Origin of the sequence: Streptomyces sp. NBC_01478, from assembly GCF_036227225.1 — a bacterium.
Classification (GTDB): Bacteria; Actinomycetota; Actinomycetes; order Streptomycetales; family Streptomycetaceae; genus Streptomyces.
The window spans coordinates 9,212,009-9,233,936 of the sequence record NZ_CP109444.1 but is presented as its reverse complement, the minus strand read 5'-3'; the positions used below and the strand labels follow the sequence as shown (position 1 = coordinate 9,233,936).

At 69.9% G+C, this 21,928-nt stretch carries 16 protein-coding genes and 2 pseudogenes; 9 read left to right on the top strand and 9 right to left on the bottom strand.

The window, feature by feature from the left end:
* The first annotated feature begins 393 nt into the window (after positions 1-393).
* Positions 394-5,466, top strand: coding sequence for a LamG-like jellyroll fold domain-containing protein (locus tag OG223_RS41345; RefSeq protein WP_329260471.1), 5,073 nt, complete (start codon positions 394-396; stop codon positions 5,464-5,466).
* A gap of 459 nt (positions 5,467-5,925) precedes the next feature.
* On the opposite strand, the gene OG223_RS41340 is transcribed toward OG223_RS41345, so the two are convergent.
* Positions 5,926-7,257 (bottom strand): hypothetical protein, encoded by a 1,332-nt coding sequence (locus OG223_RS41340; protein ID WP_329260469.1) that lies wholly within the window; start codon positions 7,255-7,257, stop codon positions 5,926-5,928.
* A gap of 364 nt (positions 7,258-7,621) precedes the next feature.
* Between OG223_RS41340 and OG223_RS41335 the strand changes: the two are divergent.
* Positions 7,622-7,819: pseudogene (locus OG223_RS41335) on the top strand (CorA family divalent cation transporter); the annotation flags it as partial.
* Positions 7,820-7,949: 130 nt separating this feature from the next.
* Here OG223_RS41335 and OG223_RS41330 read toward each other — a convergent pair.
* Positions 7,950-9,272 carry an outer membrane protein assembly factor BamB family protein gene (locus OG223_RS41330; RefSeq protein WP_329260466.1) on the bottom strand — a complete coding sequence of 441 codons (1,323 nt, stop codon included), beginning with the start codon at positions 9,270-9,272 and terminating at the stop codon, positions 7,950-7,952.
* A gap of 514 nt (positions 9,273-9,786) precedes the next feature.
* Between OG223_RS41330 and OG223_RS41325 the strand changes: the two genes are divergently transcribed.
* Entirely contained in the window at positions 9,787-10,398 is a 612-nt protein-coding gene (locus OG223_RS41325; RefSeq protein WP_329260464.1) for an alpha/beta fold hydrolase, read from the top strand.
* Here OG223_RS41325 and OG223_RS41320 read toward each other — a convergent pair.
* From OG223_RS41320 to OG223_RS41310, 3 genes are all read right to left on the bottom strand, one after another.
* Positions 10,355-11,767: a hypothetical protein gene (locus OG223_RS41320; protein ID WP_329260461.1), complete on the bottom strand. Its 1,413-nt coding sequence runs from the start codon at positions 11,765-11,767 to the stop codon at positions 10,355-10,357. The two genes, OG223_RS41325 and OG223_RS41320, sit on opposite strands and share 44 nt — an antisense overlap.
* A 421-nt stretch (positions 11,768-12,188) precedes the next feature.
* Positions 12,189-12,542, bottom strand: a complete 354-nt coding sequence (locus OG223_RS41315) for a hypothetical protein (RefSeq protein ID WP_329260457.1) — start codon at positions 12,540-12,542, stop codon at positions 12,189-12,191.
* Between the two features lie 63 nt (positions 12,543-12,605).
* Complete coding sequence (locus OG223_RS41310) at positions 12,606-13,856, bottom strand: DUF418 domain-containing protein (RefSeq protein ID WP_329260454.1); 1,251 nt, start codon at positions 13,854-13,856, stop codon at positions 12,606-12,608.
* Positions 13,857-14,052: 196 nt separating this feature from the next.
* On the opposite strand from OG223_RS41310, the gene OG223_RS41305 reads away from it, so the two are divergent.
* Positions 14,053-14,721, top strand: a complete 669-nt coding sequence (locus tag OG223_RS41305; RefSeq protein WP_329260452.1) for a response regulator transcription factor — start codon at positions 14,053-14,055, stop codon at positions 14,719-14,721.
* Positions 14,718-15,854 (top strand): sensor histidine kinase, encoded by a 1,137-nt coding sequence (locus OG223_RS41300; RefSeq protein ID WP_329260449.1) that lies wholly within the window; start codon positions 14,718-14,720, stop codon positions 15,852-15,854. Before OG223_RS41305 ends, OG223_RS41300 begins: the two co-directional genes overlap by 4 nt.
* A 166-nt stretch (positions 15,855-16,020) precedes the next feature.
* Here OG223_RS41300 and OG223_RS41295 read toward each other — a convergent pair whose 3' ends face one another.
* From OG223_RS41295 to OG223_RS41285, 3 genes are all read right to left on the bottom strand, one after another.
* A complete protein-coding gene (locus OG223_RS41295; RefSeq protein WP_329260446.1) occupies positions 16,021-17,199 on the bottom strand; it encodes an MFS transporter in 1,179 nt (392 codons plus the stop codon).
* Positions 17,196-17,768 (bottom strand): Chromate resistance protein ChrB, encoded by a 573-nt coding sequence (locus OG223_RS41290; RefSeq protein ID WP_329260443.1) that lies wholly within the window; start codon positions 17,766-17,768, stop codon positions 17,196-17,198. Before OG223_RS41290 ends, OG223_RS41295 begins: the two co-directional genes overlap by 4 nt.
* A gap of 69 nt (positions 17,769-17,837) precedes the next feature.
* Positions 17,838-19,109 carry an APC family permease gene (locus tag OG223_RS41285; RefSeq protein WP_329260441.1) on the bottom strand — a complete coding sequence of 424 codons (1,272 nt, stop codon included), beginning with the start codon at positions 19,107-19,109 and terminating at the stop codon, positions 17,838-17,840.
* An 82-nt stretch (positions 19,110-19,191) separates the two neighbouring features.
* Between OG223_RS41285 and OG223_RS41280 the strand changes: the two genes are divergently transcribed.
* The 3 genes and pseudogenes from OG223_RS41280 to OG223_RS41270 form a co-directional block, all read left to right on the top strand.
* Positions 19,192-19,971, top strand: coding sequence for an arsenate reductase/protein-tyrosine-phosphatase family protein (locus OG223_RS41280; protein WP_329260438.1), 780 nt, complete (start codon positions 19,192-19,194; stop codon positions 19,969-19,971).
* Positions 19,968-20,099, top strand: coding sequence for a hypothetical protein (locus tag OG223_RS41275; protein ID WP_329260435.1), 132 nt, complete (start codon positions 19,968-19,970; stop codon positions 20,097-20,099). The genes OG223_RS41280 and OG223_RS41275 overlap by 4 nt, the downstream gene beginning before the upstream one ends.
* Positions 20,069-20,221, top strand: a pseudogene (locus tag OG223_RS41270) (CorA family divalent cation transporter); the annotation flags it as partial. The gene OG223_RS41275 and the pseudogene OG223_RS41270, both read left to right, overlap by 31 nt.
* Here OG223_RS41270 and OG223_RS41265 read toward each other — a convergent pair.
* Entirely contained in the window at positions 20,181-21,032 is an 852-nt protein-coding gene (locus OG223_RS41265; protein ID WP_329260430.1) for a helix-turn-helix transcriptional regulator, read from the bottom strand. The pseudogene OG223_RS41270 and the gene OG223_RS41265 sit on opposite strands and share 41 nt — an antisense overlap.
* An 85-nt stretch (positions 21,033-21,117) precedes the next feature.
* On the opposite strand from OG223_RS41265, the gene OG223_RS41260 reads away from it, so the two are divergent.
* Positions 21,118-21,912 carry an SDR family NAD(P)-dependent oxidoreductase gene (locus tag OG223_RS41260; RefSeq protein ID WP_329260427.1) on the top strand — a complete coding sequence of 265 codons (795 nt, stop codon included), beginning with the start codon at positions 21,118-21,120 and terminating at the stop codon, positions 21,910-21,912.
* Positions 21,913-21,928 lie beyond the last annotated feature (16 nt).

Below are 21,928 nucleotides of genomic sequence, written 5' to 3'. Positions count from 1 at the left end.
TCCGACGGAAAGAAGTACATGAAGGTTCAATCCAAATGAATAATGAGTTAGGAAAGAACCCACCCGGGAAGATGGCCAAACTTCAACAGAAGTAGACATCCAAGGCATGTACACGACGTGATCTGGATCACATAGCCGCATGCCAGGCCATTAAATCCTCATACGGTGACGCGATCCGACCGCCTTCCATGCCACATCCGTGCTCCACTCCGCAGCAGGCGGGCACCGCAGCGGACGGCCAGAACCGCCGAGGCCATTTTGCAAGACATTGACCTTTGCGGGGGGTCGTTCAGCGCCGGTCGAGGGTAAGTCGTGCGGAATTTTCCATCAGCATGAATAATTGGGGGAAAGAAAATGCAAAACATTTCGCGGACATCTCTGCCCCGTTCCTGGGTGCGACGCATAATCGTCGGCGCCACTGCCCTGGCCGTCTCGGGCACCCTGGGGCTTTCCGGCATCGCTCAGGCGGCCACATCCGCGTCTCACACCGGCACAGCCAGCCGTACTTCGGGCGGTGTCTCCGCCGGGCTGAGCGAGGATCAGGCGCTGGCGAAGGCACGGGCTTCCGGCAAGCCGGTCCAGGCGACGGCCGTGACGACGGACTCCTCCACGCTGACTGCGAACCCGAACGGCACGCTGACGCTCAGACAGACCATCGCCCCGGTGCGCAAGCTGGTGCACGGGAGATGGAAGAGCCTGGATCCGACGCTCGTGCGTCAGGCGGACGGCACCATCTCCCCCAAGGTGTCGACCAGTTCCCTGACCCTGTCCGGCGGCAGCGGGGACGCCCCGCTGGCCACCATGCGGTCCGGCGACGGAGCCCTGGCGGTGTCCGTGCCCGCCGCGTTCACGCTGGGAACCCCCTCTCTCTCGGGCGCCACCGCCACTTACCGCAGCGTGCTGCCTGACGTGGATCTCGCCGTGACCGCGCAGGACACCGGCGGGTTCAGCGAGGTCCTGGTCGTCAAGAACGCCACCGCCGCGGCGAACCCCGCACTCACCGACCTGAATCTGTCCACCAAGGCCACGGGTGTGACCCTGGCCAGCGACACGGCCGGCGATATCACCGCCAAGGACCGGCACGGCCGCACCGTCTTCTCCGCCACCGCCCCCACCATGTGGGACTCGGGCCATGCCGCCGCGAGCACCCCGAAGGCGACCAACCCCCAGACCGGCCAGAGCGTCGACACCCGCACCGGCAACCCGCTCGCGTCCAGTCCCGCATCGCCCGGAACCGCCGCCCGTACCACCAGTCTGAAGGCCGCCTACCACGCCGGAAAGATACGGCTCTCGCCCGACCACGGCCTGCTGACGGGCAAGCGCACTGTCTACCCCGTCTACATCGACCCCACTTTCGTGCCTTCCGGCCAGACCGACACCGTGCAGGCGTGGGCGTTCGTCGACAGCGAGTGGCCCGACACGGCGTTCTACAAGCCCGCCGCCTCCACCCTCGGCCCTCTGCACGTGGGTTACACCGACTGGACCTCCGACGTCTCCACCAACCGGGCCCTGTTCCAGACCAGCATCCACAGCAACATCTGGGGCGCGGACCCGAGTTCGATCACCTCCAGCATCTCCTTCTACGAGAACTGGTCGGCCTCGTGCACCAAGACGGAAGTCGACCTGTGGCACACGGCCTCGATCTCCTCCGGTACCACCTGGTCCAACTCGCACAGCTCCAGTGACACGGACAAGAAGTTCTGGTTCAGCAAGCTCGACACGCAGACCGTCGCCCACGGCTGGTCCACCTCCTGCGGTCCTGCGGACGTCACCTTCGACATCAGCTCGCTGATGAAGTCGGCCGCCGCCGGCAAGTGGTCGAAGGCCACCTTCGGGTTGCGGGCCGCCGATGAAGGCGACGACCTGGCCTGGAAGCAGTTCAGCAAGCAGGCCACCATCACCACCACCTATGACCACACTCCCAACACCCCGACCACTCTGACCACCAGCCCGGCCACCAGCTGCACCGCCACCACCCCCACCACGCTGGGCCTGGGTGATGTCACCCTGCGCGCCGGAGTGTCCGACCCGGACGGCACCACCAGCCCACTGACCGCGAACTTCACCCTGAAGAACATGTCGAGCGGTACCACCTACGCCCGGTCAATCGGCGCCACCAGCGGCACCACCACGAGCACCCTTTTTTCCCACATCAGTACCTCCGGGCCCTTCCAGGCACTCACCGCGAAAACCGAGTTCGCCTGGTATCTCACCGTCACCGACCAGAAGCTGACCAGCAGTCAGTCCAAGACCTGCCACTTCTACTACGACCCCACCGCACCAGGTGCCCCCACCATCAGCCCCGTGACCTCGACCACCACCAGCCAATGCCCAGAGCTCACCGACAGTCCCTCGGGCGACAGCCTGTGCACGGTCGGCACGGCCGCCGGCTTCACGGTGACGGACACCAACACCACGACCGCGCCCGGCAGTTACCGCTACCAGCTCAACGGCGGCAACCCCGTCAGCATCACCGCCTCCAGCTCCAGCCCCTACACCGCAACCATCTCGCTGAAGCCGACCACACAGACCAACGTCCTGACCGTCACCGCCGTCGCCAGCAGCGGGAACATCGGTGACACCTACGACTACCGGTTCATCGCAGCCGCCCCGGCAACCGCCGTCGGCGACGACCTCAACGGCGACGGCAACGCCGACCTGGTGACCGTCGGCGGGAAGAACTCCCTGCCCGCCGGGCTCTGGCAGGCGACCGGCACCGGCGCCGGCAAGGTCGACCCCGTCGCCCGGAACATCGGCATCGACGGCAACGGCGTCTCCACCACCCAGACCGCTACATCCTTCACCGGCACCCAGGCCATCACCGGCCACTTCTTCACCGGAGCCGGCTTCAACGACGTCCTCGACTACGGCTACGACACCTCCACCGGTGCCGTCAGCGGGGAGATCCTGCGCGGCCAGGGCGACGGCACCGGCCTCCAGCCCGTCGATTCCCTCCCCATCACCAACTCCACCGGCGTCTTCGCCCTGACCACGACGACTACCGGCGACGGCGACACCACGACCGTCACCACCAACCCGGCCACTTCCATCGCCAGCGGCGGCGGTCTGTACTACACCGTCAACGGAGAGACCCCCACGGGATTTCCCGATCTCCTGCTGGTGATCAACGGCTCGTTGTACGACGAGAACTCCGTACCCGGCGCGGGCCTCTACCCCGGAGCCGACCAGGCCACCGACCTGGCCGACTACAACCCCTACTGCCTCGCCCAGAACACCAGCACCACCACCAACTGCACCACCGGCTGGAGCGGCTGGACCATCGCCAGCACCCTCGTCGGCGGACTACCGGCGGTGTTCGCCCGCGACACCAGCACCGACACCAGCGACCCCTCCGCCGGGCAGCTGTGGTATCTCAGCCCGGACAACCTGCAGACCCTGTCCTACGACTCCCTGTCCAACGGCGCCACCGACGCTACGCTGCCTTCCGTCGAGGCCGCGTCCATCGGCTGGGACTCCGTCAGCCAGCCCACTCTCCAGGCGGCCGACATCAACAACGACGGCACACCCGACCTGTGGACCACCAGCAGCACCGGAACCATCACCGCCCATGAGATGACCCTGTCCGGCACCACCGCCACCTTCACCACCCCCACCGGGCAGGCCCTCAGTACCGACACCCACGACTGGCCCCTCAACGACTACGACACCACCGCCCTGACCGCCGACGACTCGGCCACCACCGCGATCACCCTCACCGGCACCAGCGGCGTCACCGCGCCCACCGACGGCCTGTTCGACCCCGACATCGCCCTCGACTCCACCGACCATGACTACCTGCAGGGCAGCAAAGCCCTGGATCTCACCAAGTCCTTCACCGTGTCCCTCTGGGCCGATCCCACCGCCTACGGTGGCGCAGTCCTCTCCCAGAGCGGCAGCGCGGACTCAGGGATCCTGCTGATCCCCACCACGGACGGCTGGCAGTTCAGCCTCAACACCGGCGCGGGCACCGCCTGGAGCTTCGACACCGTCACCGGTGGCACCGTCCACCTCGGCACCTGGGCCCACTTGACCGCCACCTACGACAAGACCACCGGCGTGATGAACCTCTACGTCGACGACGTCTTCGTCGCCACCGGCAGCCACACCGCCCCCAGCACCGGCGCGAGCGGCAACTTCCAGCTCGGCGACGACTGGCACACCAGCGCCCGCGCCGACTACTTCACGGGTGAACTCGCCCGCGTGCAGACCTGGACCGGCGCCGTCGTACCCCCCGCCCAGCCCTACACCCCCGCCGGTTACCACCAGGCCGTCACACCGACCCGCATCCTCGACACCCGCTCCAGCAGCGGACTGACGTACACCAGTGGCGTCACCGCCGGCACCAGCACCGTCGCGACCGACTCCGTCACCCATCTGAAGGTCGCGGGCGACACGGTCACCTCCCCGGTCAGTGGCGCACCCGCCACGATCCCGGCTTCGGTCACCGCGGTCGCCGTCGACGTGACCGCCACCGCCCAGACCGACGGCGGCTACGTGACCACCTACGCCGACGGCACCCAACGTCCCAAGACCTCATCCACCAACTTCACCGCGTCCACCACCGCGACCGGATACCAGATCGTCCCCGTCGGCAACGACGGCAAGATCGACCTCTACACCCACGTCAACACCACCGGCGGTACCGCCGCCCTGATCGTCGACGTCACCGGTTACTTCATCAGCGATGCCACCGTCACCGGCGACCAGACCTACACACCGCTCACCAGCGCGGTCCGTGCCCTGGACACCCGCTCCAGCATCGCCCACACCAGCCTGACCAGCACCGGCACCGTGGCAGCCGACAAGACCTTCACCCTCCAGATCACCGGCCAGAACGGCATCCCCAGCACCGCCACCGCCGTCGCCATCAACCTCGCCGCCGCCGACGCCACCGGCACCGGCTACCTCCAGACCTACGCCACCGGATACGCCCCCACCGCCGCCACCAGCCTCAGCTTCAACAGCGGCAACGCGATCGCCTCACTCTCCGGCGACGTCCCCATCGGCACCTCCGGAACCATCACCATCTCCGTACACGCCAGCGCCACCGCCGTCCTCGCCGACATCTCCGGTTACTACACCACCAGCACCACCGGCCAGAAGTTCCACACCATCAACCCCACCCGCCTGGTCGACACCCGCAGCGGCATCGGCGGATCCACCAGTCCCGTCGCCGCCAACAGCACCTACACCCTCAACAGCACCACCACCCAGCACGTCACCACGGCAACAACCCCCACCATCGCCGCCATGGTCACCATCACCGGCCCCACAGCCGGCGGCAACGCCACCGTCTACCCCACCAGCGTCGGCAAACCCGCCACCAGCAACATCAACTGGGGCACCGGCGACACCCTCGCCAACCTCACCCTCACCCCCACCGACACCAGCGGATCCATCACCCTCTACAACGACAGCACCGGCACCACCGACCTCGTCATCGACTCCAGCGGCTACTACACCTGACACACCCACCGCACGAAACCCGAAGGGCCGGACCCGGAATGGCCGGGTCCGGCCCTTCGGCACTCCACGACTGTGGCGGCAATTCGTCGTGATCGCGATCGCGGGAGCGCCTCCACACGAGCGGAGGCGCTCCTCTTGAAGTGATCGCGGTAGGCGCGATCAGCGAGTCGGCTCCGCGCGAGCGGACCGGAACCTGATCATTTCAGTTGGCCTAACCAGCCCCCTCCACACACCTGAAACCACATCAGAACGAGCGTCAAATGAGCGTCACGAGCGTCATTTCAGCGCCAAGATATCGCCCGTAACGCCCACACCACACATAACGCACACACAAACCCGCAGGTCAGGACAGCTTGGCCACCGGTTCGAGGATCGCGACGCACTCGACGTGGTGCGTCATCGGAAACACGTCGACTTCGCCTGCTTGGAGGTCGGAGGCAGCCTCGTACTCGCACAGCATCAGACCCACACCTTGTGCTCTTCGGTGAAGTACGGCCAGGGCTGCCATCCAGCTGCGCCCTCCTGAAGTAGTCGGTCCATGCCGCGCGCCCAGCTCTGCAGATCGGTGAGCTCCAGCAAGAGCTGTTCAAGCCCTGCTCTGGCCATGGTGACTTGACGGCCGTGTCCTTGAATGGTCACAACAGGCTGGGCTGGCCCCATCTCGGCTCCACTCGGCAGAACCCACTGTGCATCCAGGCCCTGTTTGCCGAGCTCTTCAATGAAGTTGTCGGAGGAAAGGGTCACGGTGAAGACGAGAACATCGGCAATGAGGCCAGCGCACTGAGCTGGCTGGAGAGGGTAAATGCCCCATGGCGGAGCCATGGTGTTGCGCGCGGCACTGTCTCCGCTGCCGAAGCAGATTTTCTGGCCCGTCAATCGCATGCGACGCAGCAGTGCCGCGTACGCAGCATGGAACTGCCGACCCCTTTCGTGCTCTCCCCACTTATTGCCGGCAGCCACGATGTCGAATGCCAGGAGACCACGCTGTCCCGGCACCCGCATCGTCTTCAACCCGTTCTGGTGTGCCTGGGCGAAGGCGTCGCTCAGCGCGGACAGGTGGGTGGTGTAAGGCACACCGGTGTCAATGAGGACGGCCTTGTCCGGGCCTGGAAGAGGCCCACCAATGTGCAGCGCCTCGGCCGCCAACCGGGTCCGGGTCAGTTGGACACTCTCCCGCCGCCTCGGATTTGTCTTCAGCTCGTATAGGTAGACGTCCTGCTCGCCCTTCTGCCGGTCGTGGAAGACCGTCACGTCGCCGATACGCAGGCAGTCGGTGATGTCATGCAGCAGAGCGAAACGGCCGTTCTCATTCCACTGCTTCTCTACGAACTGGATCTCGTGGAGGGTGCCCTTCTTGTTGAGGGTCATCGGGCCCGGTGATTCGTTGCGGCGCAGCGCAAAAATGTAGCGACGGTCGTACCGGAAAGCCCGCCAGGCCATGGCATCACCGACGGAGCGTAGTTGTCGCGCCACACGTTCGAGCGCGTCGGCCTCCAGTCGCCAGTCGTCCAGGTCGTGAGGATCGCCAACGACAAGATCGGGAGCGTCGGCGGGCAGCAGCTGCCTCTTTCGGAGCCGCTTGATCACTCGCGAGCGCTCCGCACGTGCAAGGTTCACAGCGAGCGTGGCCTGTAGAAGTTGGCGCTGGAACGTCACGAAGTCCTCGGCGCTGTGACACTCGCGCAGGTCTTTGATGAAGCCGATCAGCCGCTCACCGTTCTCCCGATGGAACGGGTGCTTGATCAGCGCGTCCAGCCGGTCGGCCGACATGTCGGTCAGCATCGGAGTCATGACAGGAATCCTCCCCGGGGCCGACGCCACTCTCCACTAATTTCGCAAGCTCAGACCCCATCGCCACAATGAGACCGTCAATGGGACCGTCCCCTTCCCTGGCCGCAGCTCAGCCTGACGCTTGTTCCTGCCGCGCCTGTCACTCAGCGTGCCTACGGCAGCCCTTGGCCAGACCGAGTCTTCCGTGCCGGCCGCTGGCCCCGACGGCGGCAAGCCGTGGGGAGAATCTGGGGAGTCTCGTTGGCTCTGGGGAGCTCGTGGGGAGAAGCGGCTGCGTAACGCGGCACGCCCCCGAACGACCCTGAAAGAATCATCTGTGCAGGCCACAGGTATCAGGAACCACATCACCGCAGGTCAGCACCCTCAGGTAGACAACTTCAAGAAGATCTCGTCGTGGGCGGCTATTTTGTTCGCGCCGACGTTGGTGGGGACGATCTATGGGATGAACTTCGATCGGATGCCGGAGTTGCACTGGGTGCTCGGGTACCCCTTCGCGATCCTGCTGATGGCGGTCGTATGCACCAGTCTGTACGTCATCTTCAAGCGGAAGGACTGGCTCTGAGTAATCGCCCCAGGAGGCGTATCTGCGCGGCAGAGTGGCATTGGTCGCAGGCTCCGACGATGCCTTCGAGGTCGCTGGGGAGAATCTGGGGAGAATGAGCCGCGTTCCGATTCCTGCGATCGCGGGCTGCCTACCAGGTCGTGAAAGCGAGCGTCATCGGATCGGGGCTTGCCTCGCTCACGTAGTAGCCGCTGCCCGTGTGCAGGAAGAACCGCCCGTCGCCGTACAGCATGGGCTCCTTGACATCCTTGCTGATCAACGAGTGCAGCGTGCTGTTGAGCGACAGCTCGTTGGGCATCTCCATCAACGTGGTGCTCTTGCCGGTGGCGGGGTCCAGGCGCAGGACCCGGGCGGGGGTGGTGGGTTCGGCCTCCTGTACGGCGACGAGGGCCTTGCCTTCGGCGCGCGCCGGAACGAGGGTCGAGTCGTCCGGGGCCGGGAAGCTGCGGATGGCCTTGCCGGTGGTCAGGTCGAAAGCGGTGATCCGGTTACCCGCGGAGTAGTTGTGGGGGTCGCTGCCGAGGTAGGCGGTGTCGCCGCTCACGACCGTGGCGCCGCAGCCGCCGGCCTCACCGCACCCCGCGACGTAGTCGTCGCCGAGTGGGATGGTGGATTGCACCTTGCCCTCGTCGGAGACGGTGACCAACTGGTCGGCGTCCAGGCCGTCGTCGTTCTGGAGCAGGCCGAGCACGAGCGGCTCACTGGACACCAGCCAGGCGCCCTTGGCCTTCGGCACCTCGTACCGCCACGTCGCTTTGCCGGTGCCCGGATCGCGCTCGCCAATGCGGAACTTCATGCCGGCGGAGGTCTTGCAGTAGGACAGGGTGAGGAGTTCCTCACCGCCGAGGTGCTCCTCCTGGGTACAGCCGTCGGCCGGGGCGGTCCACGCGGGGGCGCCGGTGGAGGTGTCGTAGGCGGCGGACCCGCCGGGCCAACCGGCCGCCGCGACGGTGTCGCTGATCGCGACGTTCAGCCCGAGCCCGAGGCTGACGCTCTCGTCGGTGATCGGCTTCTCCCACACCTTGACGCCCTTGTTCACGTCGATCACCGCGAACCGCGTGCAGTGACTCTTGACGGTGTCCTCGGTCGCGTGGAACACGACGGCGACGAGACCGGCGGAGGTCACGTTGCGGGAGGCCCCGCAGAGCCCGCCGGAGAGCGGGACGGTCCAGGCGCGCTTGCCGGTGGTCGGGTTGTAGCCGGTGACGGCCTTCTCGGCGCCGGTGGCGTAGGCGCGGGAGGTGAGCCAGGCTCCGGGAGTCTGGATGTAGTCGCTGGCGTCCTTCGGCTTGGGCGGGTCTACGTTCAGGAGCTGCCGGCCGTTGATGGTGGTCGGGGTGGGCGTGGGGGGCGGGGAGGTGGCGCTCGTCCTGCCGTCCGAGCGCGTGGAGTCGTCGCCGCCGCGGAGCATGAGGACCGTGCCGGTGGCGAGGAGGGCCAGGACGGCGGCCACTGCGCAAAGCACGAGCGGCAGGCGCCGTCCGCGGGTGGGCGGTTGCTGAGGCGGGGGCGGGAACTGAGGCTGGGCATAAGGATTCTGAGCGTGTGGCAGAGGGCCCGGCTGTGGCTGCTGAGGGGGCTGGTAGGGGCCGTAGGACTGAGGGGGCTGATACGGCCCGGCCTGCTGGGGGTACGGGGGCGGCTGCGGAGGCCGGCCTTGTGAGGGAGGGGGCACTGGCGGCTGCGACATGGGGTGCTGTTCTCCTTCGCGCGGGCGCATGGCTACGCGGGGCGCGACTCGGCGTGGACGACGGGAACATGTTCGCAGGTGTGATCATCCCGACGCCACGAGGGTGGCCGGGTGCCCATCGGGTACCAACGCCCCCCGGACGGCTGCCGCAGGCACCACGCCCGGCCCACGGGATCGTTCGGTCGTCGGGCCTCCGGCGCCAGCCGCACGGCATGCGGGGAACCGGCAGCGGCAAGCGACCGACCGGACCGGTGGCCTTCGGGGAGTACCGGCTGCTTTGCGTGACGGACCGCCCCGAGGCCACGAACCGGTCCGGGATGTCGGCGCCGTCCTCGCGGCCCGGGGTGTGGACCGGGCGCTGGTGGTGGGCTGGTCCTACGGGGCGTTCGTCGCGGCGCACCGGGCCGGCCGCAACCCGGACCGCACCCTGGGCGCGGTCCTGGTCGACGGCGCGCAGCCGCACGACTGGCTGGACGAGGCCATGGAGCGGCGGATCCGGAAGACGTTCCGGCGGTTGAACCTGTTCATGCCGCTGCTGCGACCGACGGGCCTGACCCCGCGGATGAACGCCGGACAGATGGCGGACAGCAACATCGAGCTCGGCAGGATCGCCCGCGAGCGCGAGTTGGGCCCCGTCCTGGACAGCATCACCGTCCCGGCGCGATACGTGGTCGCTTCGGAGGCCTCCCTCGGAAGCAAGGGCGACGAGCAGGAACGGATCCGCGCCGGCCTCGACGGGGTGGTCGCCCGCAACGCGAACATCAAAATCAGCGCGAAGGTCGCCAGCAATCACGACGCGATCCTCAAGAAGGACGCCCCGGCTGTCGGCCTTGTCCCCGTGCCCCTCAGCGGAACTCGGCGAGTCGCGGGCGCAGTCCGAGGGCGGTGAGTGCGGCTGCCGCGAGGAGGGCTCCGAGCGCCCAGGGCAGCAGCCCCGTGACATCCGAGCGTCCGGCGTCGACGAACCCGTCGAAGTGCCGCTCGTTGATGGCGGTCACCTTGTCCAGCGCGTCCATCCAGGCTTCGAAGTGCGCGTTCGACGTGCCCGGCTCCCAGCCCATGCAGAACTCCACGGCCTCGCGCACCTTTCCGGCAGCCAGCAGCGCCCGGATCCTGCGGTCGTCGCGCTGGTAGACGGCGTACGTGTCGACGGTCCTCTCGGCCGCGGTCCGTTCACCGGCGAAGGTGATGTTGTCCAGCTCGCGCCGGAACTCGCCGGTGAAGCGCGGGTCTTGGTGGTCGGCCCGGTACTCCCGCCAGGTGACGGCGAGTCGGGAGTCGTACGTCGAGAGGGTCGCGCCCTGGATGCCGTACAACTCCTGGGACTTGGTGAGGAAGGACCGCGCGTACTGGTCGCGGCGCTGCGGGTCGAGGAGATAGCGGCTCTCGTCGGCGTTGGCGTCGTAGGCGATCGCGCGGGCGCGGGAGAGCGCGACGACGGAGTCGAAGGCGTCGCGACGGGCGCCTCGCAGGTTCTCCCCGGTGACGGAGAGCAGTTGGGCGCCGAGGAGGACGGCGAGGAGGGTGCAGGCAGTGGCGGCCAACACATGTGCGTTCAGGGTCCGTTGGAACCGACGGGACAGGTACCACTGCAGCAGCACAAGTACGGCGAGCAGCAGCACGCCGAGCGCGACGACGGCGACGAGTTGGGCGGAGAGCGTGGAACCGGCCGCCGTGTACTCCGAGTTGAAGACGGCGTTGTTGGAGGACACCAAGTCCCGCGCCTCCGGAAGGAGTTGCCGCTGCAGCAGATCGGTCGCCCGCCGGTAGTCGGCGAGTGCGGACGCCTTGCCGTCGGTGCGGTCGTCGTTCTCCAGGGATCGGCCCACGAGTTCCTGATACTCGGCGAAGGAGTCGGTGAGGGACTCCACGGTCTTCTCGTCGGCCCGGTCTCCCTGCGCCGCCACGGCCAGCGTGCGCAGATCGTGCCCGATCTCGTCCCGGGCGTCGCCGTAGAACCCGACCGCCTTCTGGTACGGCGTCCGCAGTCGCCCCTTGCCCGCGTCGCCGTGGGACAGCAGGAGGTTGGCGACCTGGGCGTCCATGTCGTTGAGGGCGAGTTCGAGGTCGGCGGCGCTGGTGGTGCGGGGTGCGTCGCGGCCGGCCACGGTGTTCCAGGTGCCGGAGGCGGCGAAGCCGGCCAGTGCGAGGAGGACGGCCAGGGAGGCGGCGAGCAGGACCGTGGCCGCGCGCAGAAGGCGCAGCCGCGCGGGCACGTGGGCCCAGTAGCGGCGGCGCAGAGCGGCCCGCGCGGCCACGGCCTGGTCCCGGAGGCGGTGCTCCGGGCCGCCCGGCCGCGACCCCCCTCCCGGCCGCGGACCGGGACCGCCCCCGGGCGGGACGGCCGCTTCGCCTCGTGGCGGCGCGGCGGCCTCCGGCTGAGGTCTCCGCGATGTTCCGGCCGTGATGGTCACGGTCCCTCCCTGCCACGCCACGGACGGTCGTCCGTCCCCCGTGCCGATCAGTCTGCGACCGGATCCGGCCGGGGGTGACGCGCGTTGACACGCTCCTGACGCGTTCTCAGGTGGGCTTGACGGGACCTTGACGCCGTTGCCGACCGACCCGTAGGAAAGCCGCACATTCCTTGCCGAGCAGGGGCGTTCCAGGCTCGGCCGGTACTGGATTCCGTGACGGCCCCCGAGGAGGCCCGCGGGTGCCGGCGGCCTCACGGCCCCGCGATCACCGCACGCCCCGTCGGCCCGATCGGCCGTCGGCGTCCTCCGGTGCGCGTGGCGCCGGTGGGACCTGGACCCCCACCGGCCTCCCGTCGAGGGTGACCACCACGGTGGTCCGGCCGTCCTGTACGCCGTGCAGGAGGACGGCGAGCAGGACGGTCATGGCGAGATGGGCGATCACGAAAGGCCGGGCCGTGGACAGCCGCTCGTACGCGGGGTCCGTGGTCTCGGTGAACCAGCAGACCCCGAGCGCCTGTCCCACGACGGCCAATGCCAACTGCCGTGAGACCAGGCTCGGTTCCCCGGAGAAGGGAAACGCCACGGAGAACAGGAGACCAGCCAGGATCCCGTGGAGCATCAGGCTGGTGACGATGGCGTCGAAGGAGGCGTCGGGTAGGTCGAGGGATCCGGCGATGCCCTGCTACGTGATGTGGCGCGCGGGCCGGGTGGCCGTGTGCAGCAGGTGTTCCAGGGGGCCGCGCCTGAAGTGACGGGTCCACGCGGTGGCCGACAGCATGGCGGCGGCGATGAAGGCGAGCAGCACCGGCAGCCCCGACATCGTCTCGTCCTCGACGGCGGCCACATGCCAGACATCGGTCAAGAGCCAGAGGGCGACGATGTGCAGGACATAGGCGGTCAGCGCCATCGCGCCGACCGCGGACACGGGTGTGGCCAGCCGGGTGAGGCGGGGAATCCGGTCGGCGACGGTCAGGCACCCGGCGATCACCACGAGGGCGACGCCCGTGTTGCCGAGGACGGAGAGGGTCGTCTGGCTGTGCGGTGCGGCCACCAGGAGCCAGGCGAGCGGTGTGCCGTTCTCGGGTTCGCCGACCGTGTCGGACCACCAGGCCGACGACGCCGAACCGCCGCCCGTGGCCGACGAGATGACGGTCAGCGCGTGCGGGACGAGGTGCAGGGCCAGCCAGGAACCGCCGTAGCCGAGGACGGCGAGCGCCCCGCCGGTCAGGGCGAGCCGGGACCGGATCCCGGGTCGGGTGAGGTCCAGCCGGGCCACCGCCATGCCCGCGATCAGGAACGGCGCCCAGGTCAGGACCGGGTACGAGCCGGTGAACAGCAGCTCTACGACGCCGTCCGTGCCGCTGATCCGGGCCAGCGGGTCCGTCTGGACGACCGTGTCCGCCCAGGTGCCCTCCTCGATGGACTTCCGTACGGCGTACAGGACTTGGGGCAGGATCAGCGCGCCGGCGGCGGCGATCCGCGCGAGTGTCGCGGCGCGTAGGCGGTGCAGTGGGAGGACGGTCAGGAAGAGCAGGCCGTAGTAGCTGAGGATCACCTCGACCTCGGTGTCCAGGGCGGTCAGGGCGTAGCCGAGCGCCAGCAGGACGACGGCGCGGATCGCGATCCTGACCGCCGCCTGGCGTCCGGCGCGGCCGGTCCGGGGGTGGGGGCGGCCGGTGATGATGATCAGCGAGAACCCGGCGAGCACCGCGAACAGGGCGGAGGAGCGGCCGTGTGCGGTCTCCAGCAGGAAGCCGACGGGTCCGCCGACCGTGACGTCGGGGCCGACGTGGGCGGAGTACATGCCGAGGACGGCGAGTCCGCGCGCCAGGTCGATACCGATCAGCCGCCCGGTCGTTGGAGCGTCGGAGGGGACCGTCGGCCGCTCGGGTAACGCGGCTGCCGGTGCGGACGGCGATGCGTCGTGTGTCATGCCCCCAGGATTCGCGGGCCGCGGGGACCAGCACACCCGGCAACCGTCCGGAGCGGGCCCGCCGACCGGCCGGAACCGCACCGGCCGACCGGATGGTCCCTGGCGACGACAGGCCGGAGCCGAACCGGTTCCCGGGGGCGGGCGCGGGTCTGCGTGCTACCCCTCGTACGACAGGCAGTTGAGGAGCGGAGCGCGCATGATCCGGGTACTTGTGGTCGACGACGAGGCTCTCGTCCGCACCGGCTTCACCCATATCCTCAACGCCTCGGACGGCATCGGAGCCGTGGCGGCGGTCCCCGGCGGTCAAGCTGTCCTGGCCGTACGGGAGTTGAGTCCCGACGTCGTCCTGCTCGACATCCGGATGCCCGACGTGGACGGACTGACCGTCCTTGCCGAACTCCGCCGACTGCCGGACCCTCCCGTGGTGGCGATGCTGACGACGTTCGACACCGACGAATACGTCGAGACGGCACTGCGCTCCGGCGCCGCCGGGTTCCTCCTCAAGGACACCGATCCCGAGCAACTGCCCTGTCTGATACGCGCATTGGCCGAGGGAAGAACCGTGCTGTCGTCGCAGGTCGTACGCACGGTGGTGGACGGCTTTCTCGACCAGGGCGGGCGCGAGCCGTACGCCGTCCAACTCGTCGACCGGCTGAGCGGTCGCGAGCGTGCCGTCCTCGCGCTGATGGCCGAGGGCCTGTCCAACACCGACATCGGCGACCGGCTGCACCTGAGCACCGGCACCGTCAAAGGCCATGTCAGCGCCGTATTCGAGAAGTTGAAGGTCGACAACCGCGTGCAGGCCGCACTGGTCGCGGAACGGGCGGGCCTGCTCAGGCCGCCCGGGGACGGAGCCGCCCGATGAACCCGCATCCGAATCCACGACTGAACTCCCTTCGCCCTCCTGCCCTGTTGCTGGACGCGCTGCTGGTCTGCGTCGCACTGCTGGACCTGTGGGTGAACCTCGACAGCGACAACCACCCGGCCACCGCCTACGGCCTGCTCGCCGCCCTGGCCCTCACCCTGCGCCGCCACCGGCCGCTGCTCGCCTTCGCCCTCACGCTCCCCTCCGCCCTGATCGGCGACGCGGCGTTCGCCACGATGGCCACGCTGTACACCCTCTCCTCGCTCTGCCGCCACCGCGCGCTGCTGATCGGCTGCGCCCTGGCCTTCGCCACCGTCGACTTCATGCCCTGGCCGTGGACGTCCCTCGACGTCGACGAACTCGACGAGACCTACAGCCTGGTCCACCTCACCTACACCCTCGCCACGGCCGCCGCCCCGGTCTTCCTCGGCCAACTCGTCCAGGCCCGGCGCGAGTTGACGCTGCGGCTCGCGGAGATCTCGGAGGCCCGAGAGCAGGAGCAACTGCTCAGCGCCCAGGCCGTGTTGGCCAAGGAACGTGCCCAACTCGCCCGCGAGATGCACGACGTCGTCTCCCACCAGGTCAGCCTCATCGCCGTAACCGCCGGAGCGCTCCAGGTCGGCAGCCCGGACGCCGAGGCCAGAGCGGCCGGGGCCACGATCCGTCGACTCAGCGTGCAGACCCTGGAAGAGCTGCGGCACATGGTCGGCGTCCTGCGCGCCTCCGGCATCCGCCCCACCGAGCTCACCCCCCAGCCCTCCCTCGCCGACCTCCACCAACTGATCGCGGTCAGCGGCATCGAGACCGAACTGGACACAGACCTGCCCGACGGACTCCCGCCCACCCTCCAACGCGCCGTCTACCGCACGATCCAGGAGGCACTCACCAACGTCCGCAAACACGCCCCGGGCGCCACCGCGACCGTCCGCATCCACCACCGCGACGACACCCTCCGCACCACCGTCACCAACACCGCCGCCACCCGCCCCGCGCTCCCCCTGCCCGGCGCCCACCACGGCCTCGTCGGGCTGCGCCAACGCGCCGAACTCCTCGGCGGCACCATCGCCTCCGGCCCGACGACCGACGGCGGCTACCAACTCCGCCTGGAACTGCCGGCCGACGCCCCCTCCTGACCTGCGCGGGCCGCTCCTCGTGTCCGTCACCGGTCAACGGCCTGGATTCCCGGCCGAGTTCCTGCCGCGCCCTACGACCGCTTCACTCGCGCCGAGAGCAGCACGTCCGCCGTCGTCACGCTCGACATCGCCCGCTGTGGCGGCCGGTGTCACCCGCACGTCGGGGTCAGGCCCTTCCGGAGCGACGCTGGACGAGGCCAACCGCCGCCGCGGCGGCGAGCAGGACCGCGAGTGCCGCGTAGCCGTGGGTGAGGGTGGTGAGCGTGGCTACGGCCGCGACCAGAAGCGGGCCTCCCGCGTCACCGAGTTCGCGGCCCAGCTCGGCGGCGCCCATGGTCTGGCCGAGTCGCTCGTCGGGAGTGGAAGCGGCGAGAGCCGCGAAGCCGAGCGGCGTGATCAGGCCGGTGCCGATACCGATCAGGGCCGCGCCGGTCAGGACGCCGACCAGGCCCGGGAACGCGGCACAGACAAAGCCGACGGCGGCGGTCAGCAACCCGGCGGTGATACCCGTACGGGTGGTCAGGCGTCCGTCGTCCAACGCCCGCCCCGCACGCGGCTGTACGAGCGCGGCACACGCGGCAAGCACCGACACCGCGGCGCCGGTGGCCACCGTGCCCAGCCCGGCCGCCCGGCCGGAGACCGGCAGGAAACCCACGCCGACGGACAACGCGGCGGTGGCGGCGGCCAGGGCACCGGTGGGGCCGAGGAAGGCCGGGTCGGCGAGGCGCCGGGCCAGGTCGAGCACGGTCTGCCGGATCTTGGGCAGCGGGGGCAGCGCAGGGACGGCGAGTGCGGCCCAGGCTGCGACCGCCGCGCCCAGCACGGCCAGGACGACGAACAGCAGGCGCAGGCCGCCGGCCCACACCAGGACGCCGCCGAGCAGCGGGCCGAGGGTGTAGCCGATGGACTTGTAGAAGCCGTAACTGCCGAACGCCCGGCCGTGCTTGGCGGCCGGGTTGAGGCGGGCGACCAGGGCGGAGGCCGACGGGGAGAAGGCGGAGGCCGCGGCACCCTGGCCCAGGCGGGCCGCCCACAGCCAGCCGGGACTGTCCGCGACGGCGTACACCGCGGACGCGACGGCGAAGGCGACCAGCCCGCCGAGCAGCACCGGGCGGGCGCCGATACGGTCGGCCAGTGTGCCGAAGACCGGTTTGAGCAGGACCTCGGCCCCGTCGTACAACGCGAGCAGGCCGCCGAGCACCATGAGAGAGGTGACCGTGTCGCCGGAGAAACCGCCGAGGTTGGCGGCGATGCCGTGCGCGCCGAACGCGGTGGTGAACCCGGCCGCGTACAGCGGCCACATCTGCCGGGCGGGCGCTGCCCGGGACGCCGTCGGCTCGGTCATCGGTCCTGCGACGGGGTCTCGTGCAGGGCATGAAAGACCCGCTCCGCATGGTCCTGACAGATGGTGGTGCACCGCTTGAGGCGAGCAGCGGCCTGGGCCGTCTCCGGGGCGCCGAACACGTCCCGGGCGGTGAGGTCGCGGTGCCGGCGGCGCAGCCGTTCCAGCGACTGTTCCTCTTCCTCCGGCTCGGCCGGCGTGAACTTGGCGACGCGGATCTCCTTGGCGGTCTCCGCCTCGAACTCGCCGCAGTCGGCCAGGAATTCCGTCCAGTCCTCCGAGCGCGCGGCGGTGAACACGGCCTGGAAACGGGCGGCGTCCTCAGGACCACGCCCGGACGCGTTCAGCGTCACCGCCCGGCCGCCGGAGTGCTCGGTGAGTTCGAGCGCGCGGGCGATGCCCTCCGCGAAGACAGGCACCTCGGGCACGGCCCGGACGCCCTGGCCGAGCGAGAGCGCGCCGATTCCGCGCAACTTCCGCCAGACCGCGCCCCGGTGCCGTGAGGGCTCCGCCGGGAGCTTGATCACGAGGACGAGCCGGCGGCTTCCGGGTTCCCTGTTCGGTTTCGTCACGCCGTGGAATGTAGCGGGCGTTACGTCAAGTGAGTTCCGGGCGACACCCCGCTCGTGCGGGTGAGCGGCTCAGGACGCCCGGCGGGCGCTGACGGCCCGGCGTATGCCGTAGGCCGCGATGCCGACGGCCAGGACCGTGGTCCCCCATGCGACGGAGTCGGCGGGCAGGGTGAAGGCCAGCAGCAGGCAGCCGGCCAGGCCGACCGCCGGCACGATGCGGGGCGGACGGTTCTCGTCCGGCGTGAGCGTCCAGGCGGAGGCATTGGCGACGGCGTAGTAGACCAGGACGCCGAAGGAGGAGAAGCCGATCGCGCCCCGTACGTCGGCGGTGGCGGCGAGCACCGCGACCACGGCGCCCACCAGCAGTTCGGCGCGGTGCGGCACCTGGAAGCGCGGATGAACGGCGGCCAGGACGTGGGGCAGGTGCCGGTCACGGGCCATCGCCAGGGTGGTGCGGGAGACACCCAGGATCAGAGCGAGCAAAGAGCCGAGCGCGGCGACGGCCGCCCCGACCCGCACGACGGGCGCCAGCCGGTCCGCACCCGCGGCCCGCACCGCGTCCGACAGCGGCGCGGCCGCCTCGCCCAGCCCCCGGGGGCCGAGCACCATCAGGACGGCGACGGCCACGGCCGCGTACACGACCAGCGTCAGGCCGAGGGCGAGCGGGATGGCGCGGGGGATGGCGCGCGCGGGATCGCGGACTTCCTCGCCGAGGGTGGCGATGCGGGCGTACCCGGCGAAGGCGAAGAACAGCAGGCCCGCCGCCTGCAGTACGCCGTTGACGGTGGCATCGGAGCCGACACCCAGCCGGCCCGCGTCCGCTGTCGCCGAGGTGAGGCCGGCGACCACGACCGCCGCGAGCACCGCCAGCACGACGGCGACGACCGCCCGGGTCAGCCACGCGGACTTCTGGATCCCGGCATAGTTCACGGCGGTCAGCGCCACCACCGCGGCGACGGCCACCGCGTGGGCGTGACCGGGCCACACGTATGAGCCGACGGTCAGCGCCATCGCCGCACAGGAGGCGGTCTTGCCGATCACGAAGGCCCAGCCGGCCAGGTAGCCCCAGAAGTCGCCGAGGCGTTCCCGGCCATAGACGTAGGTGCCGCCCGACGCGGGGTAGCGGGCGGCCAGCCGGGCGGAGGAGGTGGCGTTGCAGTACGCCACCACCGCGGCCGACGCCAGAGCGACCAGCAGCCCGGAGCCGGCCGCGCGGGCGGCCGGGGCGAGCGCCGCGAAAATGCCCGCGCCGATCATCGAACCGAGTCCGATGAGGACGGCGTCGCCGACGCCGAGCCGCCGCTGGAGCCGAGGTGACGCGGTCTCGGCGGGCTGACTCATGACGTGCCTCCGTCTTCCGGCATCGGGCGTCGGGACTCTCGACAGCAAATTACATCAATTCAGTTTGATGTAATTTGGCTTCATGAGGCCCTCGGATCCCGCAGCCCCGGCGTTCGTGCAACTGGCCGCCCACCCGCTGCGGTGGAAGCTGCTGGCCGAGCTGGCCGCGAGTGACTACCGGGTTCGTGAACTGGTGGAGCGGGTCGGCCAGCCACAGAACCTGGTCTCCTACCATCTGCGGCTGCTCCGCGGCGGCGGGCTGGTCACCGCCCACCGCAGCAGCTTCGACGCCCGCGACAGCTACTACCACCTGGACCTGGAGCGATGCGCCCACGCGCTTGCCCACGCCGGTGGCGCCCTGCACCCGGCGCTGGGTTTCGCCCCCGCCCCGCCGCCGCTCTCGCCGAGGCCGGAGAGGCGGCCCGCCGTCCTGTTCACCTGCACCGGCAACAGCGCCCGCTCCCCGATCGCCGAGGCACTGCTGCGCCTCCGCACCGATGGTCACGTCGAGGTGGCCAGCGCCGGCAGTCACCCCAAACCCCGCATCCATTCCGACGCCGTGCAGGTCCTCCGTGAGCAGCACGGCATCGACATCTCGGGGCAGCGCCCGCGACACCTGGACACCTTGCCCGGCCGCCGGTTCGACTACGTGATCAGCCTGTGCGACAAGGTCCGCGAGGTCCGCCCCGGCTTCGGCGACCGGTCACGACTGGTCCACTGGAGCATCCCCGACCCGACTGCGGCCGTCGGCCCCGGCCCGGTCGGCCGCCCCGCATTCGTCCGCACGGCAGCAGAGATCGACACCCGCATCCGCTATCTGCTGCCGCTGCTCACCCTCACGCCACAGGAGCTTCGGCCGTGACCACGTCCGACCGGTTCGCCGACGTCCGCCACCTCGTCGACGTGGCCCGCGGGCCGTCCGAGCGCGCCCTACGGCTTCTGCTCGGCACCCGCTACAGCCGACGTTGGTGGGGACGATCCACGGGATGAACTTCGATCGGATGCCGGAGTTGCACCGGGTGCTCGGGTATCCGTTCGCGATCCTGCTGATGGCGGCGGCCGGTCGTAGCGCTACCGCGGGTAGTGACTGGCCTCTGCTCCCAGGACGTTGAGCAGAGCGAGGGCTTCGGCGTCGGGGGATCCCGGAGGCGCGCTGAAGAGCACGAGGTACTGGTCACGGTCGGTCAGGGTGAGCGTGTCGCAGTCGACGGTGACCTCGCCGACGGCCGGGTGGCGGAAGGTCTTGGTGAGCATCGGCGCGGCCTGCACGTCGTGTCGTTCCCAGAGCCGGGCGAAGTCGGGGCTGGCATCGCGGAGTTCGTCGACGAGGCCGGTCACCGCGGGGTCGGTGGGGTAGCGGGCGAGGGTGGTGTAGAGCTGCGTCACGACGCCCAGCCGGAAGTCGGCGGCGTCGGAGATCCCGTAGAGATTCGTATCGGCGGGCTGCGGTCCAGGGAAGGCCCGGCGGGCGAGGTTGCGGTCCTCGGGGGCGAGCAGGGCGAAGTCCTCCATGAGCGCGGCCGCGAGATCGTTCCAGGCGAGGACCTCGCACACGGCGGACATGACGAAGCCGGCCGTCCGCGGCAGCCGCTCGAGGAGGGCGAGGATGCTGGGGCGGACGTCACGCCGGTGCAGTCCGGTCCGGTTCGGCGCGGTGCCCGCGAGGACGTGGAGGTGGTCGGACTCCGGGTCGGTGAGCCGCAGCGCTCCCGCGATCGCGGCCAGGACGTCGCTTGAGGGGCGTGGCGCCCTGCCCTGCTCGAGGCGGATGTAGTACTCGGTGGAGATGTGCGCGAGGACCGCCACTTCCTCGCGGCGCAGACCTGGTGTGCGGCGTCGGGGGCCGGAGGAGAGGCCGACGTCCTGCGGGCGGAGCCGCTCGCGGCGGCTGCGGAGGAACGCCCCGAGTTCCTGTTTGTCCATACGCCCAGTGTGGGCGCGGTGCGGCGGCGGATCCTGGTACAGCCTGTGCCTGTATCCGGCCGGCAGGCGGCCGGACGCTGTTGCCATGACGAACACCACGAACACCACCGGCAGCGCACCCGTCGGCCTGCTCACCGGCAAGGTCGTCTTCATCACCGGCGCCAGCCGGGGCATCGGGGCGGCCGCGGCCCGGCTCTTCGCCTCCGAGGGCGCGGCCGTCGTGCTCGCCGCCCGCAGCACCGACGCCCTGGACCGCATCGTGAAGGAGATCCGCGCCGACGGCTGCGTCGCCGACGCCGTCACCCTGGACCTCGCCGACCCCGCGAGCATCCGCGCCGCCGTCGACCGCGTCGAGGAACTGCACGGACGACTCGACGGCGCTTTCAACAACGGCGCGATCGTCCAGCAGCAGCCCGGCCCGCTCGACACCACGAGCGACGCGGACATCGACGGGCAGTTCGCGGTGAACTTCCGCTCGCACTGGACCGCCATGAACGCCGAGGCCGCACTCATGCGGCACAACGGCGGCGGGGCGATCGTCAACACCTCCAGCATCGGCAGCCGCCGCGCGGTACCGCCCCTGCCCGCGTACGGCGCCATGAAGCGCGCGCTCAACAGCCTCACCGAGACCGCTGCGGTGACCTGGGCCCCGGAGGGCATCCGGGTGAACGGCATCACTCCCGGCGGCACGGCCACGGAGATGATGGAGGAGTGGGAGGCCGCGACTCCCGGCATCATCGAGGCCAGTACCGCCGGGACACCGCTCGGCCGGATGGCCGAACCCCGCGAGGTCGCCGAGGCGGCCGCGTGGCTGCTCAGCGACCGCGCCTCGTACGTGACCGGCGCGATCGTCCCGGTCGACGGTGGCGCCGGCGCCTGAAAAAAGAACGGCCCGC